Raw genomic sequence first — 14,014 nt, 5'->3', positions numbered from 1 at the left:
TGAGTCTCAGGACGAAATAGGCTATTTTTAGTAATACTCCAACCCATGATGACCCGACTTTTAGCATTTTGTCTCAGCTTTGTGACTTTTCAACTTTTGGGCACGCTCTGCCAGGCACAGATTGCCTATCAGCGCCCGACCTACAAAAACTTCTACATCGGCAGCTACGGACGCATCGGGGCCGATTGGTCCTTTGTAAATGAAGGCTCGATCGGCCGGCGACTGAACCTGAACAATATGGGCAGCATAGGCGGCAGGATGGAGGAGCAGGACTACCTGGAGCTGGCGACGGGGATAGACTTTTCACCCCTGGTCAAAGGCGACAGCATGAATGTGACGGTCAATACCCGCTTTGCCCTCTGGTCCAACAGTCTTTCGCTTTTTGGCAACAGTACCACGAGCAGTCAGGGAGGACTTACTTTTGCCATCCCCGAGCTCTATGTGGAGGCTACCGGAGTTGGGAAAAAGGATCAGGTAAACTTATGGATCGGAAGTCGCTTGTATCGGGGAGCGGATATCCACATCGCAGACCATTTTTACTTCAATGACCACTCTGGGCAGGGATTTGGCGTGGAGGTGAAAAGTACCCGGTTTGCCGCGCTATTCGTAGCCTCGACGGACACCTCCTCTACCGTACCGCCCTATTTCTACCTCAACATCAAGACGGGTACTCTGGCCTTGGCACTTCGCCAGCGTACCGTGCTCGTCGTGGAGCAGGACCTTCCGCTGTCTCAGGGTTCCCGCCTGACTCTGCTCGGCGAATATCACCGTATGGGCAATCCGGATGCGACCGATACAATTCCTGACCTAGCCTATCCCGGCGATAGGGGCTATGTGCTGGGCGCCCGGGTGAACAAGAGCCTTCCGAAGTTTCTGGCCGGCTCTTTCAACGATTTTGCCATCCGCTATGGCCGCGGCATCGCCAACGGCGGCGATGGCGGGGTGTCGCGGACTTGGCTGACCTTTGGAGCGCCGGATCTGGCAAGCCAAAGCTTCCGCGATGCCTACAGCTGGTCACTGGTCAACCATGTCCTTTTGAATCTGTCGGAGCGCTTTTCGCTCAATGGCTACCTGATCTATAACCAAAGCAAAGGCGCGGCGGACTCAGACGATAGGGCGGAGACCTTCTTCGAAAAGGAAGTCTTTAACCGAAAGGAAGACTTCACCATCGGCAGCCGTGGCACCTGGTATATCAGCGACAATTTCCACCTTTTGTCCGAGTTGCACTATTCCCAGCGGCGGGACGGCGAGCAGCCCCTGTATGCCATGGGCAAGTTTTCCATCGCTCCCACGCTGTCCACTTCGGGGGAAAGAAGCGTCTGGGCGAGGCCCCATCTCCGCTTTGTCTTTAGCCTAGCCCGATACAACGAAAACGCAAGCGAATCGCTCTACAGCCCCTACCTGCAGTTTGTCGGCCCGGAGCGCTGGGGCTACTACATGGGGGTGAAGGCGGAGTGGTGGATTTTTTAGAGGCCAACGATGGTTGATGGAAGGTGTGAGCTACGATTTCAGAAGTACGATTTACGACGTCTCCGTCAGCGCCAAACGCCATTTTCCGACTTTGACACCTTTCCGCCCAATGTTCCAACCTTTCAACCTTCCAATTTTCCAATTCCGAACTCTGGATTCTTTACAACTCGCCCCTTCGACTCCGCTCAGGGTGACAATCCTACTACACCGGATAATTTTCGATCACAAAAGCCTCGGCATTGTTGTAGCAAAAGTCGTCGACCAGCTTTTCCACGTCTTCCCGCGACTTGAGGTGGGCGAGGTGTTTGGCGGCGGGGTTTGACCTGGCGGATTCGATCTCATTGGCCAGGTCCTCGGCAAATTGCCCGTAGCTCAGCGCGGTGGGGTAGGCGTTGACCGGATCGATCAGGCCCTCGAAGTCGGTGCCTATCGTGAGGCACTTCCATACTTCGCGTTTTTCCACTTCCGAAAGTCTGGGGTTGTCATAGGCGCTCAGCGCGATGCCTTCGATGTTTTCCCAGATCAGTTGGATGCCGTTGCGCTTGCTGTCGGGGTCTTTGAGGTCTTTTTTGGTGATGCCCAGGATGCGCTGGTCAAAGGATATCCCAAACATGCCCCGGGTCTTCACGATCATTTCGATGTCCTCGTCGCACATGTTGATGTTCCAGGCGTTGAACTTCCCGCTTTTTTTGTCGCAGTAGTCGTCCTCCTCTTCCCGCTCGCAGCGGATGTGCTCCGCGAGGGACTCGATGCCGGAGTAGCCGCAGTGCGAGGCGATCACGGGGATGCGGTCTCCCTTGGCGAGGCATTCCTTGACCAGCTCGTAGTATTCGACGCGGGACTTGGCGGCCATGTGCTTGACGTCCACGAGGATTCTATAGCCCAGTTTGGGGTCTTTTTCCAGCTTGGAGTCCAGGCCGAGCACTTCCCGGATGATGCGCCGCCCGTTTCTCCGAAAGCCTCCATTCATGTGCTTTCGCTGTTTCATGAGTATTTTCCCCATCCCCGGGATGGAGTGCGCGTGGCCACAGAGATGATTGTCGAAGTGATGGGAAAAAGTGATGAAAAACACCGGCACTTCCCACATCTCCTTGATGAACTTCACGCGGTCGGAGATGTCGTCCACACTCTTGCAGCGGTCGGTTCCCATGGCGTGGGCTCCCTCCACGGTGATGACCATCGTGATCTCGGTGTCGTCGGCCAGGGACTGGAGGAGCTCTGGCCGGTTCTTGGGCACGCGATAGCAGGCATTTTCCGCCACGTAGGAGGAAGGGTCTTTCTTGGCCCGCTTGGCGGCGGCTTTTTCATCCCCAAAGATCGCCATCGGCACATGGATCTCGTTTTGCTCGAGCCGCTTGCCCGAGTCCAACAGGACAAAATCCTTTTCCTTGTTGAGCGCCTCCCAGTAGTCGTAGTCTTCGGACTGGAAGAAGTCGATGACCTTGTCCGGGATGCGCATGTAGGCCGTCTGGAGTAGGTCTCTTTTCAGGCCGGAATGGCCCAAAATCCCCCTGGCGACAAAATGATACCATTTGTCTTCCTTGATGCTGGGGTCCATGCCCACCACAAACTGCCGCTCCAGGGGATAGAGGGAGTTGAAGGTGAGGCGGAGGTTGGCGTTCCAGCACTTGACCAGGTCGATCTGGCTGTAGCTGGCGCCCATCTTGCCGAGTTCCTGCTTTTTGGAGTTGGACGCGATCACGGTCCAAGGACTGAATTCGCCCTTTCTTTCAAACTTCTTCTGTTTTTCCTGCATGTGAAAATGTGCCCTCATGTGGTTGTGGCAGTGCAGGTCTGAAAATTTACGTTTCATGGGTTGGGGTTAAAAATGTGAATGGTACTCAACGAGAGGCCTGGCCCAGTGGCGTATGCGGGGATCGTCGGTGAAAAAGGACGGAGATCCCGCCACGTCCGGCAGGCGAAAAGCGGAGACCTGGTTGGCTCCAAAAACTTCTAAGCTCCTGCTGGGAAAAGCGGCAGAGATTGGGTTTACTTCTTGAAATACAGGGGGTAAACGGACTATAATTTGGGAATAAATCTCCTTATTGTCAAAATCGTCCCGCCCAAATCCCGGGTAGCGCAGGATTAAGAAATTGAGAAGTTTGATGAAATGCCTTTTTGGTGTCGGACGGCTGCGCAATTTTAGGGGAGAAGTCAGGAAGGCTTCAGTTCTGAAAATGTCTAGCATCGAATTTCGAAGACTTCGACTCCGCTCAGTCTGACAAGACTCCGCTCTTCCGACAGTTATCGGGACTGACCGCACATTGCCACTTTAAAACCTTACCACATTGCAACCCGAAAACGCAATTTTCCAATTTTAGAATCCGCCACGGCGGACGAGTCTTTTCAATTTTCAAATAATCCTATGTTCAAAAGAAGAGAATTCATCAAAAGCCTGGGCCTGAGCTCAGTCGCCTGGCTGGGAATGGGGGATGCGGTCTTTGCCGGAGTGCAAAAGGAGCTGCCTGTTTTGGATCTTCCCACGCTGTTTAGCCCCATCCGTATCAAGGGAAAAGTCAGTGCTGCGGGCAAGGGACTCGCCGGCGTGTCCGTCTCCGATGGCAGGATCGTCGCCCAGACCAATGCCAACGGGGACTTTGAGCTGATCTCCGGCAGTGACCGCGATTTCGTTTTCGTTTCCATGCCCTCGGGCTACGAGATCCAGAAGCAGGCCAACGGATCGGCCTCTTTTTTCCAAAAAATCGACAAAGCCAAAGCTGAGCAAAGCTTCCAGTTTGAGCTGAAAAAGGCAGGAAGCCCGGACGAAAACCATCATTTTCTCCTCCTGTCCGACACCCAAATCCAGGATGAGTACGATGCCAACCAGCTGCTGACTGTGTCCGCTCCCGACGTGCAGCGGACCATCGCTTTCCTCGGCGATCCCAATCTCTTCGGCATAGGCTGCGGGGACTTGGTCTATGACAAGCTGGAGCTTTTCAAAGAGTACAACCAGTCCATACAGATGTACGACATTCCCTTTTTCCAAGTCGTAGGCAACCATGACCTGGACTTTGGCGGGCGGTCTGACGCGACCACGACAGGGACCTTCAAGGGACACTTTGGCCCCACCTACTACTCCTGGAATCGGGGCGAGGTGCACTACGTGGTCCTGGATGACGTGTTTTACCTAGGCCGCATCGGTGCGGGAACCAAGTACATCGGCCATATTCCCGAGGAACAGCTGGCTTGGCTGGAGCAGGACTTGAAAGCGGTGGAAAAGGGCAAGACGGTCGTGATCGCCCTGCATATCCCTGCCTACACCGGCGCGGTGACCCGCTATCCGGAGCGCGACACGCTGGGCGGCACCGTCAGCAATCGCGAGCATCTCTACCGCATGCTGGAGGGCTATCAGGCCCACATCCTCTCGGGGCACACCCACTTCAACGACAACATGATCAGCGGGCACGTGTACGAGCACTGCCACGGTACCGTCTGCGGAGCCTGGTGGTCAGGCCCCATCTGCTATGACGGCACGCCCAATGGCTATGCGATCTACGAGGCCAGAGGCTCGGAGCTCAGATGGCAATACAAGGGAACCGGCCTGGACATCAACGAGCAGTTTCGGGTCTATGAGACCGGCCGACACCGGGACTTCCCCGAGCAGATGGCGATCAACTGCTGGAACTACGATCCCGACTGGGAGATCAGCTGGTATGAGGATGGAGTGAAAAAAGGCGCGCCGCAAAAGATCGTTGCCCTGGATCCCTGGAGCGTGGAGCTGCACTCCGGCCCTGATCTGCCAGCGCGCAGAAGCTGGGTAGAGCCGCAGCTGAACGACCACATGTTTTTCTTCAAGCCCGAGTCCCGCGGCAATCTGGTCGTGGAGGCCAAAGACAGGTTTGGAAAGGTGTACAGTAAAAAAATCTAGCCAAAAGTCGCAGATAGGAAAAGGGATTGGGTAGCGCCCAATCCCTTTTTTGTTTCCTCAAAACTCTATCCTATAGCTGATCAGCGGAATCAGCGGTGCCTGATAGGAGGTCTCGATCTCTCCCGACATGGGCTCAAAGTAGCTCCCGTAGATGTTTTTTCGGTTGGTCACATTCTGGATGTCCAGCGCTAGGGTGCTGGTGGATTTGGGACGGTTCCACTTCAGGCTGACGCGGAGGTCGGTACGGAAATAGGCCGGATTTTTCTCCTCAAAGGCCCGGCTCTCGTCATGCACCGTCTCGCCATCGAGGATGGATTGCTCCAGGTCTATAGGCGTGGCGCGCAGTCCGCCACCGTAGATGCTGCGGAGGTTGATGCCGAGCATGCGGTTTTTCTTTAGGTGATATTCCTTGCCCGCGGTGAGGGTCAGGTTGGCGTTGCCGTTGTAGAGCGTGTTTCTCCACTTGTTTTCCTGGGTTTTATACAGGGAATTGTACACCGAGGCGGAAAGGAGGAAGTAGAGATCCTTGTGGGTAAACTGCTCCAGGGTAAACTCCGCCCCGTAGTTTTTCCCAAAGCCGTCATTGACCAGCGGATCGGTCATGTAGGTCCATTGCTGGTTGATGATCGAGTAGGTCTCCGTCTCGCCGGGCTTCACCGGGATATGGTACAGGTGCTGGTAGTAGCCCTCCACTTTCATCCGCAAGTAGGGATTCAGCTGCCGGTCATAGCCCAGTACAAGGTGATGGGACTTGCTCAGGTCCAGGTCTTCGTTGGGCTTGATGATCTGCCCGTTTTGCTCCTGCTCCGCAAAGTAGGTACCCAGGGGCTGCACCTGGCTGTGGAGGCCATAGCCCAGGCTGATGCGCTGCTTTTCGTCCAACTCATAGGAAGCGCTGAAGCGGGGTTCGAGGGAGTTGGAGTTGTTGAGCAAAAACTGGAGGTAGTGGATGCCGACGTTGAAGGTGAGCCTTTCGCTGGCGCGTAAGTGCAGTTGGGAGAAAGCCTGGACGCTCTGGGAGCTGCCCTTGGAGTTGATGTGCGTCTCCATCTGTCCGCTGTCGTCGCTGTAGCCGTTTTCCTTGAGGTTGTAGTAGAGTTGGTTGAAATAAACGCCGCTGCGCAGATTGGCCCTGGCGGAAAGCTTGGAGTTCAAGACTGCATTGAAGGTGACTTTGGAGTTGCCAAAGTTTTCATAGCCCCTTTCCTGATCCAGGTATTCGTCGTCCAAGCGGCTGTACTCGTCGCCGATCTCATGGCCTGATGCGAGCACCGTCGCCTGGAGGAAATTGGAGGAGTTCAGGATATAGGAGTACTTGATGCCGGCAGCCCCGGTGTTGGAGAAGAAGTTGGAGCTGTAGCGATCACCTTCGCTTTCCCAGATCAGGGAGTCCCGCTCGGCGGCGCTGTTTTGGTCACTCAGTCCTCCAAAGCCAAAGACACTGAAGCTGCTTTTTTTGCCGGCAGGCAGGTAGAAGTTGAATGAAAGATCTTGGAAGTTCGTGACAAAATCCCCCAGAGGCACACCGAGCTTCGACAGGATAGAGAGCGTCGAGTAGCGGTAGTTGACCAGGTAGGAGCCTTTGTAGCCTTTGGCAATAGGCCCTTCGGCCGCGATGTCGGTTCCGAGGAATCCCGCCTGGAAGGTAAATTCCCTGTTTTCGTTGTTGCCCTTTCTCAGGCTCAGGTCAAAGACACCGGACATGGCATTGCCGTACTCGGCAGGAAAGGCGCCGGTGATGAAGTCGGAATTGGCCAGCAACTGGGCGCTCAGGATGGACACGCCCCCGCCGGAAGTGCCCGGATTCACGAAATGGTTGGGGTTGGGGATGTCGATGCCTTCCATTCTCCACAGCAATCCGTTGGGGCTGTTGCCGCGGATGGAGATGTTGTTGTTGCCGTCGTCGGTGCCCACCACGCCGGAGAAGGAGGTGGCCATCCTTCCCGGATCGTTGACCGCCGCTGCAAATTTGCGGGTTTCCTCTACCGAAAACGTCCTGCCGCTGACCGCGATCATGTCGTTCACCGTGCGGTCTTTTTCCGCCCCCATCACCACGACTTCGTCCAGCTGCCCAAAGTCCTCGGCTATGCCCACGGTGAGCACGACTTCCTTGCCGGAGTTGACCAGGATGTTGGGGAGGAGGAGGTCTTTGTAGCCGACGAAGCTGACCCTGAGGGTGTGGTTGCCCAGGGGCACGCCTTGGATTCGGAAGTCTCCGTCCAGATCGGTGGCGGCACCGAGGAGGGGATCGGTAGTGAGGATGCTCACCGTCGCGCCGGGTATGGGCATCTGGCTGACTTCGTCGACCACTTTGCCACGGAGGGTTTGGGTGAGGTTCTGGGCTTGGAGGGGATTGATTGCGAAGCAAAAAATCACCAGGAGGAGTTTACTAAGCGAGTTCATGATGTTGGTTTAGTGTGAAAAGGGTTTGGGAAAAGACAAGGCGTTGCCAGGCGGCCGATAGTAAGGCAATCGGCCGTTTGGATTTCAATAGGTTTCGTTTGACTGAGGAAAAGGAACTAGTCCAGAGCTAGTAGGGCTTTGAGCGGAAGTCCGACTTCCGTCTCCGGTCTTCAGACTCGATTTCTAAAACGCGGTTTTAGTATTTGTTCCCCCATCTGCCGCCGCCCACGAAGAAGCCCAGCGTAAAGCCGAAGTACTCGTTGGTCGCTTCGCCGATCACCTCGCCGTTGACATTTTGGAGGTTGCTGGAGGGTACAAAGTTGTATTCGGCGCCGATGCGGAACTTTCGCAGCTCCACGCCCACTCGGACCATTGGAGCCCAAGCGAAGGAAGCCTCCAGGTTTTCGGCATCCTCGATGTTGTCGCCGTCCACGTCCACGTTGCTCAGGGCGTAGTAGCCGAACCCTGCGCCGATGTAGGGCGCTACCCTGCCTTTGCCGTAGTTGAAATAGTAGTTGGCCGTGCCGGAGACAGAGAGGTTGCCGGAGAGCTCACCCTCGTAGTCGTCGGGGATTTCGTAGTAGGTGACGTCCTTGGCCATGCCGGTCACACCCATTCTCAGGCCGACGGCGAGGTTGTCCAAGACGAGGATTTGAGGCTCGAGATGCACCATGGCGCCGATGCCGCCGTCTTTGGGGGCTGCAAATCCGAGATCCATCTGGTATCTGAATTTGCCTTCTGTTTGGGAATAGGCGGCTTGCGTGAGGAGCAAGGCAAGTACGAGGCCGAGTAGTTTTTTCATTTTGCTTTCTGTTTTTGATGTTTGTTTTTTCCTTCCCAGGGGGAAAGAAAGAGTTGGTTTAATTTTCGTCTATAGGACAATTGGGGTGGGATTTACCCCTATTCGGTTTTCGTGTTTTTTTACCACAGCACAGAGAAATGTGAGTTATCTTTTTTCTAAAATTTCCTTATGCCTTCAGTGCCGTTATGAAGTGGTAAATAGCTTGATGTGGCCTTAAGTTGTTGATTAATTGTGTTTTTTCTCCGTGTTCTCCGTGGTAATAATTACTATAAAAACCGGAAGCCCGCTTTGAATCCCCACCAGAATTGACTTCCTAGATCTTCTGGATAGTACACGTCATTGTGGATCTTGGTATTGGTGTAGGTGAACAGCTCGGGGTGAAAAGGATAGGAGGTGTCGTACACCCTGAAGTTGACCGTCGGACCAGCGAAGAGGGCAAAGTTCTTGGTCGCCTTGAACTCCGCTCCCAAATAGCCCCGGTTGATCAGGTTGAGCGCGTGAACGCCTCCCTGACTCAGCTGCTCGGAACTCACTTCGATGTTTAGGTAGGTCTTTTTGCCGAGTCTGGGCGAGGTACCGAGCCCGTAGCCAAAGGACCAGGTCACCTGCTCGTTTCCCTCCGGACGGATGCCGGCGAAGAAGATGTTGTAAAACTCGCGCTTGCCAGTTCGGAAGGCCAAACTGAGGGGAAGTACCTCGTTCACGCTGACTTCGATGCTGTGGTATCCCGATCTCACAAAGCTGAACAAGCCGACCGGAACTCCACTGATGCTGTCGGCGTAGTTGATCACACCCAGTTGGAAGCCGTTCACTTTGTTGGCAAAGTTTACCCCGCCGGCCTGGGAACCCTTGACATCGCCTGCGGCAAAGTTTAGGACACCGGCTACCTGGGTGCCTTCCAGGTCCGTGGCCGTAAAGTTCGTGACACCGGCGATTTGCACGCCCGTCACTTTTTTCGGGGAGAAGTTGACAATCCCGGCGATCTGTACCCCGTCCACGGCTCCGGTGGTAAAGTTGGTCAAGCCTGCCAGCTGCACGCCCTTGGCCGAGTCCAGATTGGAATTAAACAGGCCTGCGAGCTGGACTCCATCCACTTTTCCGCCGACTTGGTTGAAGAGGCCAGCCAGCTGTACGCCGGTCATATCGCCCCGGTTGATGTTGAAGAGGCCGGCCATTTCCAGCCTGGTGGTGCCGGCAGAGTAGCCTCCCAGCAGGTTGAAGGAGTAGTCGTTGACCATATTTCCAGAGTACATGCCATTGGTGCCCACATAGGGGACGAAGGAAAACTGGAAGCCGATGGATGATGTGTCGCTCAGGTCTTTGCCAAAGGGATCAAAGCGGAAAGGGTCGGGCTTTTGGAAGGCTAGGGGAGTTTTTGCCTGCTTGCTGCTGTCGGATTCTGCTTGGCGGGCAAAGGCTTCCCCACCGAGAAGACCGAGAAATAAAAACGCTGCGAAGATTTTGTGAATCGTGTTCATGATCTGGTTTAGTTTCACCTATAGGACAGGCGAAACCAGATTTACCCCTATGATTTGGTGAAAAAAGATTTGCGAGGGAGGATTTACAGCAACTCTTGCGGTACAAGCCTCTGTAGGATTTGAAACTTTAGCGTGATATATTTTGTAAGTTTGGGTATGGGGAAGATCATCATCGAGACAAAAGACAAATCCAAACTTGACCTGGTCAAGTCCATGCTGGAGGCTATGCGGATTGGCTTTGAGGAAGTCGAAGATCGCGGCGAAATGCCCGAAAACCCCTCACCGAGCGGTGATCCATTTTTCTCCGATCCCAAGAATCTGAAGGAGCTCGACCGAAGGCTGGAAGAGCTTGAAAAAGGCACTGCCAAACCGATCAGCTTTTCAAAAGAGGAGTTGGCTGAATTGCTGAAGGCCAAATGAGATTTCAGGTTCTTTATCATCCCGATGCCCTGAAGGATATCGAAAGGTTGGTGAAAACGGGGAATAAGGGTTTGATCAAAAAGCTGGAGCAACTAATCGAGGAGCTGGAAACTCATCCCGAGACAGGTACCGGCAAGCCGGAACGGCTAAAAGGCAATCTTTCGGGGCTTTGGTCAAGGCGAATCAATCAGGAGCATCGCCTTGTCTACTCCATCGACGGCCAAAAGATCTTGGTGACGGTGATTGCCGCCTACGGACACTATTAAGCATCATTTACTTCTTAAAAAAACCTCACCCCAGCCCTGACGCCAAACCACAGTTGGCTGGCCAAGTCTTCGACTGGATAGGTTTTTTCCGAAAGGATTTTTGGCTCGGCATAGGTGAAGGTCTCCGGATGCTCGGTGTAGGAGCTCTCGTACACGCGCCAGTTGAGGCTTGGGCCCGCGTAGAGGCCAAAGCCTTTGGTGGTCTGCCAGTCAAAGCCCAGGTAGGCTCGGTTGACCAAGTTGACCGCGGCGACGTTGCCCTTATTGAGCTGCTGGGAGCTAAACTCGACGTTGAGGTAGGTTTTTCTTCCCAATCTAGGCGAAAACCCAACCCCATATCCAAAAGCCCAAGTGGTGGAGTCGGCCTGCTCTGGCCTCATGCCTGCGAAGAGCATGTTGTAAAAGGCGCGGGTGCCAGTACGGATGGAGATGTTGAGCGGGAGCATCTCATCGGCGCCGACTTCCAGTTTGTGGTAGCCCTTTCTCACGATGCTGATCAGTCCGACGGGCGCACCGCTGGTGCTGTCCGAGTAGTTGAATAGAGCGACTTGGGAGCCGGTGACATTGCGGGCGATGTTGAGTACAGCGGAGACCTGCGCCCCTGTGATATCGCGATGAGTGTAGTTGGCCACGCCTGCGATCTGGGTTCCCTGGACGTTTTTGGTGGCCAGATTGAGCACACCCGCCAGTTGGAAGCCCTTGACCTGTCCGGTGGTGAAGTTGGCTACGCCCGAGATCTGTGCCGCCTTGACTGAGTCTAGGGTGGAGTTGACTACACCGGCGAGCTGTAGCCCTCGCGTCTGTCCGCCAACTTGGTTAAATATGCCCGCGACCTGCACCACGCCCACGTCTCCTCGGTCGATGTTGAACATTCCGCCCAGCTCGGCCTTGTTGGTGCCGCCGGAGAAGCCGCCCAGCAGGTTTAGCGAATAGTCGTTGACCACGCTGCCGGATAGCTTATGGTTGGTGCCGACGAAGGGGATGACCGAAAACTGGAAGCCCCGGTGGATGGTGTCCCGCACGTTTTCGGAATTGGTGAAGCCGACGGAGTTTTTGGTCCACATCCAGAAGTTTTTCATGGGCTCGGCGAGGCTTTTGCCGATGTCCTCGGATTTGAGGAGGATCTTCTGAAAGGAATTACCCGAGTCGTCCAGCAAGAGCGTGTCCGAATAGTCCTTCTTGTTGACGATCAGTTCGAAGTTTTCGGTGGCGGGGTTTTTCACCTCAAACTGGAAATAGCCAAACTCATCCGTGGTGGAGGACTTCAGCGTGATCGGATCATAGACTGTCGCATCGCGGATTCCCTTACCGCTTTCATCCACCACATAGCCGCTGATGGTGACTTCCTTGTCGGACTCGGGCTTGGGCGTGAGGATCACGTACACGCCCTTGGACTTGAGCTGGACTTTTCCCTCAAAGACCGTCTCCAATATCTCCCGAAGCGGGCGGTCGGAGAAGGTGCCGGACACGCTACCGGTGACGTCCAGGACGGAGGGGCTGTAGGAAAAGACGCACCCCGCCTCCTGGGAAAGGCGCTTCAGAAACAAGTCCAAGCGTTCGTCTTGGGCCGAAAAATCCATTTTTCGCTCCAAGACAGGGGTAGTCTGGCTTTTTGCCTGCGTCAAAAAAAGAAAAAGCGCCAGTGTAAAAAGTAACAGTCTAGTCATAGTTCCGATGCCGTAGATTTAGAAGCAACCCTCGCCGCTCAGGATGATCTCATCGTCTTTCTCGTCCACTTCCAGTCCCATGGTTTCCGACAAGATCGCCAAAATGGTATCGAGTTCCTCCTCGTTGAATTCTACGGTGATTTTGCAGCTTTCGATACCACCCAAAAGGGTGATTTTTTTTCCATACACTTCACTGATGCGGTCCGCCACAGTCTGGAGATTTTCCTCGGCAAACTGGAAAGATCGGGTTTTGAAGGCTACCACATTGGTGTCGGCTACGGTCTTGCTGTAGCTGCCGGAGGCTTTGTCGTAGATGCCTTTTTCTCCGGCTTGGAGCAGGATGCCGGATTCGGTTTTGCTGTAGAACTGCACCGCTCCCTCCAGCACAGAGACTTCCACCTGGCTTCCGTCAGGATAGGCCTTCACATGGAAGACCGTACCTATGTCTCGAACGAGCAGGTTTTCCGCTTCTACCGTCCATTGCACTTCTTTCTCCTTCCCTATGCTGATGGTCGCCTCACCCTTGAGTTGGATGGTGCCGGTCTTTTTGCGGGCGTTGTAGTCCACCTTGACCTCGGAGGCTTTGTTCATTGAGATTTCGGTCTGGTCGGGAAGGGTTTGAGTAAGTACCTCGTTTTCGCTTAGGTAAACGTATTCGTCTCCTGGAGCCAGATTCCAGTAGAAGAGGTAGGACACCACGGCCAATAGGGCCAGGCCGGCGGCGACTTTCCATAGAGGGGAGAAAAGGCTGCGTTGCTTTGCCTTTCCAGCGCTGAGCTGGGGAGCGACTTTCGCCCAGGCCTTCGCCGGGTCAAAGGTATGCTCCGAAGGCAGCTGGGCTTTTTCGTAGATCAGCTGGCTGTCTTCCAAAAAGCGCTGGTTTTCCGCGCTTTTTCCCCTCCAGTCGTCCACCAGCTCCTGCTCCTGGGCGCTGGCCTCGCCGAGGAGGTATTTCACCACCAGCTCTTCGATATGTTCCCTTTCCTGCTCGCTCATATTTCCAATAATCCCCTCATCAGGATGATAAGTAAGGGTAAGTAATCTTTTAACTGCTCCCGCATGATCTTCAGTGCCTTGCCCATCTGGTTTTCCACGGTTTTGACCGAGATGCCCAGCTGCTCGGCGATCTCCTTGTACTTGAGCTCCTCAAAGCGGCTCATCTGGAAGATCAGCCGGCACTGCTCGGGCAGGCAGCGCATGGCCTCCTGGATTTTGTCCTCCAGCTCCTTTTTCATCGCGATCCGGTCCGAGGCCTCGGATTGGGGCTCCCCGTCCAGCGCGACCTGAGTGGCGTGGAGCTGCCGCACCTTTTGGCGCTTGAGCTCGTTGAGGCAGGCATTGCGCACGCTGCGGAAGAGGTAGGCCTTCAGTGACGTGTCGATGGAGATGCTTTCCCTTTTCTCCCAAAAGCCGATAAACGAGGCCTGCACGATCTCCTCGGCATCCTCGGGATCCCGGAGATACGTCACCGCAAAGCGGCATAGGGTGGAATAATAGGTATTGAACAGCATCTCAAACGAAGCGACGTCTCCGGAACGAATGGCAAAAAAAACCGACTGATCTGTGGCCTGCATGAAAAAAGGGCTGCTTTCGCGCAAGTTAAGACTTTGGTTCTTTTTTAGAAATGACAACCGAAAGGC

11 protein-coding genes are annotated in these 14,014 nt (G+C 54.6%); 4 read left to right on the top strand and 7 right to left on the bottom strand.

Going from position 1 to position 14,014, the window contains the following annotated elements:
• The first annotated feature begins 45 nt into the window (after window positions 1-45).
• Window positions 46-1,470, top strand: coding sequence for a carbohydrate porin (locus J0A68_RS10915; protein ID WP_206578252.1), 1,425 nt, complete (start codon window positions 46-48; stop codon window positions 1,468-1,470).
• A 202-nt stretch (window positions 1,471-1,672) separates the two neighbouring features.
• Here J0A68_RS10915 and J0A68_RS10910 read toward each other — a convergent pair whose 3' ends face one another.
• The gene (locus J0A68_RS10910; protein WP_206578251.1) at window positions 1,673-3,283 is read right to left on the bottom strand and encodes an amidohydrolase family protein; all 1,611 of its coding nucleotides are present in this window, start codon (window positions 3,281-3,283) and stop codon (window positions 1,673-1,675) included.
• Between the two features lie 552 nt (window positions 3,284-3,835).
• Here J0A68_RS10910 and J0A68_RS10905 point away from each other — a divergent pair.
• The gene (locus J0A68_RS10905) at window positions 3,836-5,338 is read left to right on the top strand and encodes a calcineurin-like phosphoesterase C-terminal domain-containing protein (protein WP_206578250.1); all 1,503 of its coding nucleotides are present in this window, start codon (window positions 3,836-3,838) and stop codon (window positions 5,336-5,338) included.
• Window positions 5,339-5,395: 57 nt separating this feature from the next.
• Here the strand turns inward: J0A68_RS10905 and J0A68_RS10900 are convergent, their stop codons facing one another.
• From J0A68_RS10900 to J0A68_RS10890, 3 genes are all read right to left on the bottom strand, one after another.
• Window positions 5,396-7,741 carry a TonB-dependent receptor gene (locus J0A68_RS10900; protein ID WP_206578249.1) on the bottom strand — a complete coding sequence of 782 codons (2,346 nt, stop codon included), beginning with the start codon at window positions 7,739-7,741 and terminating at the stop codon, window positions 5,396-5,398.
• Window positions 7,742-7,937: 196 nt separating this feature from the next.
• Entirely contained in the window at window positions 7,938-8,543 is a 606-nt protein-coding gene (locus tag J0A68_RS10895; RefSeq protein ID WP_206578248.1) for a hypothetical protein, read from the bottom strand.
• 266 nt (window positions 8,544-8,809) lie between these two features.
• Entirely contained in the window at window positions 8,810-10,021 is a 1,212-nt protein-coding gene (locus J0A68_RS10890) for a hypothetical protein (RefSeq protein WP_206578247.1), read from the bottom strand.
• A 132-nt stretch (window positions 10,022-10,153) separates the two neighbouring features.
• Between J0A68_RS10890 and J0A68_RS10885 the strand changes: the two genes are divergently transcribed.
• Window positions 10,154-10,441 (top strand): hypothetical protein, encoded by a 288-nt coding sequence (locus tag J0A68_RS10885; protein ID WP_206578246.1) that lies wholly within the window; start codon window positions 10,154-10,156, stop codon window positions 10,439-10,441.
• Window positions 10,438-10,707 (top strand): Txe/YoeB family addiction module toxin, encoded by a 270-nt coding sequence (locus J0A68_RS10880; RefSeq protein WP_206578245.1) that lies wholly within the window; start codon window positions 10,438-10,440, stop codon window positions 10,705-10,707. The genes J0A68_RS10885 and J0A68_RS10880 overlap by 4 nt, the downstream gene beginning before the upstream one ends.
• A gap of 14 nt (window positions 10,708-10,721) precedes the next feature.
• Here J0A68_RS10880 and J0A68_RS10875 read toward each other — a convergent pair whose 3' ends face one another.
• The 3 genes from J0A68_RS10875 to J0A68_RS10865 are packed head-to-tail and all read right to left on the bottom strand — an operon-like array spanning window position 10,722 to window position 13,948.
• Window positions 10,722-12,374, bottom strand: a complete 1,653-nt coding sequence (locus J0A68_RS10875; RefSeq protein WP_206578244.1) for a peptidase associated/transthyretin-like domain-containing protein — start codon at window positions 12,372-12,374, stop codon at window positions 10,722-10,724.
• 18 nt (window positions 12,375-12,392) lie between these two features.
• Entirely contained in the window at window positions 12,393-13,370 is a 978-nt protein-coding gene (locus J0A68_RS10870) for a FecR family protein (RefSeq protein WP_206578243.1), read from the bottom strand.
• Window positions 13,367-13,948: an RNA polymerase sigma-70 factor gene (locus J0A68_RS10865; RefSeq protein ID WP_206578242.1), complete on the bottom strand. Its 582-nt coding sequence runs from the start codon at window positions 13,946-13,948 to the stop codon at window positions 13,367-13,369. Before J0A68_RS10865 ends, J0A68_RS10870 begins: the two co-directional genes overlap by 4 nt.
• Window positions 13,949-14,014: the final 66 nt, after the last annotated feature.

The organism is Algoriphagus oliviformis, assembly GCF_017254915.1.
Taxonomy (GTDB): domain Bacteria; phylum Bacteroidota; class Bacteroidia; order Cytophagales; family Cyclobacteriaceae; genus Algoriphagus; species Algoriphagus oliviformis.
This window is presented reverse-complemented; position numbering and strand designations above follow the sequence as displayed.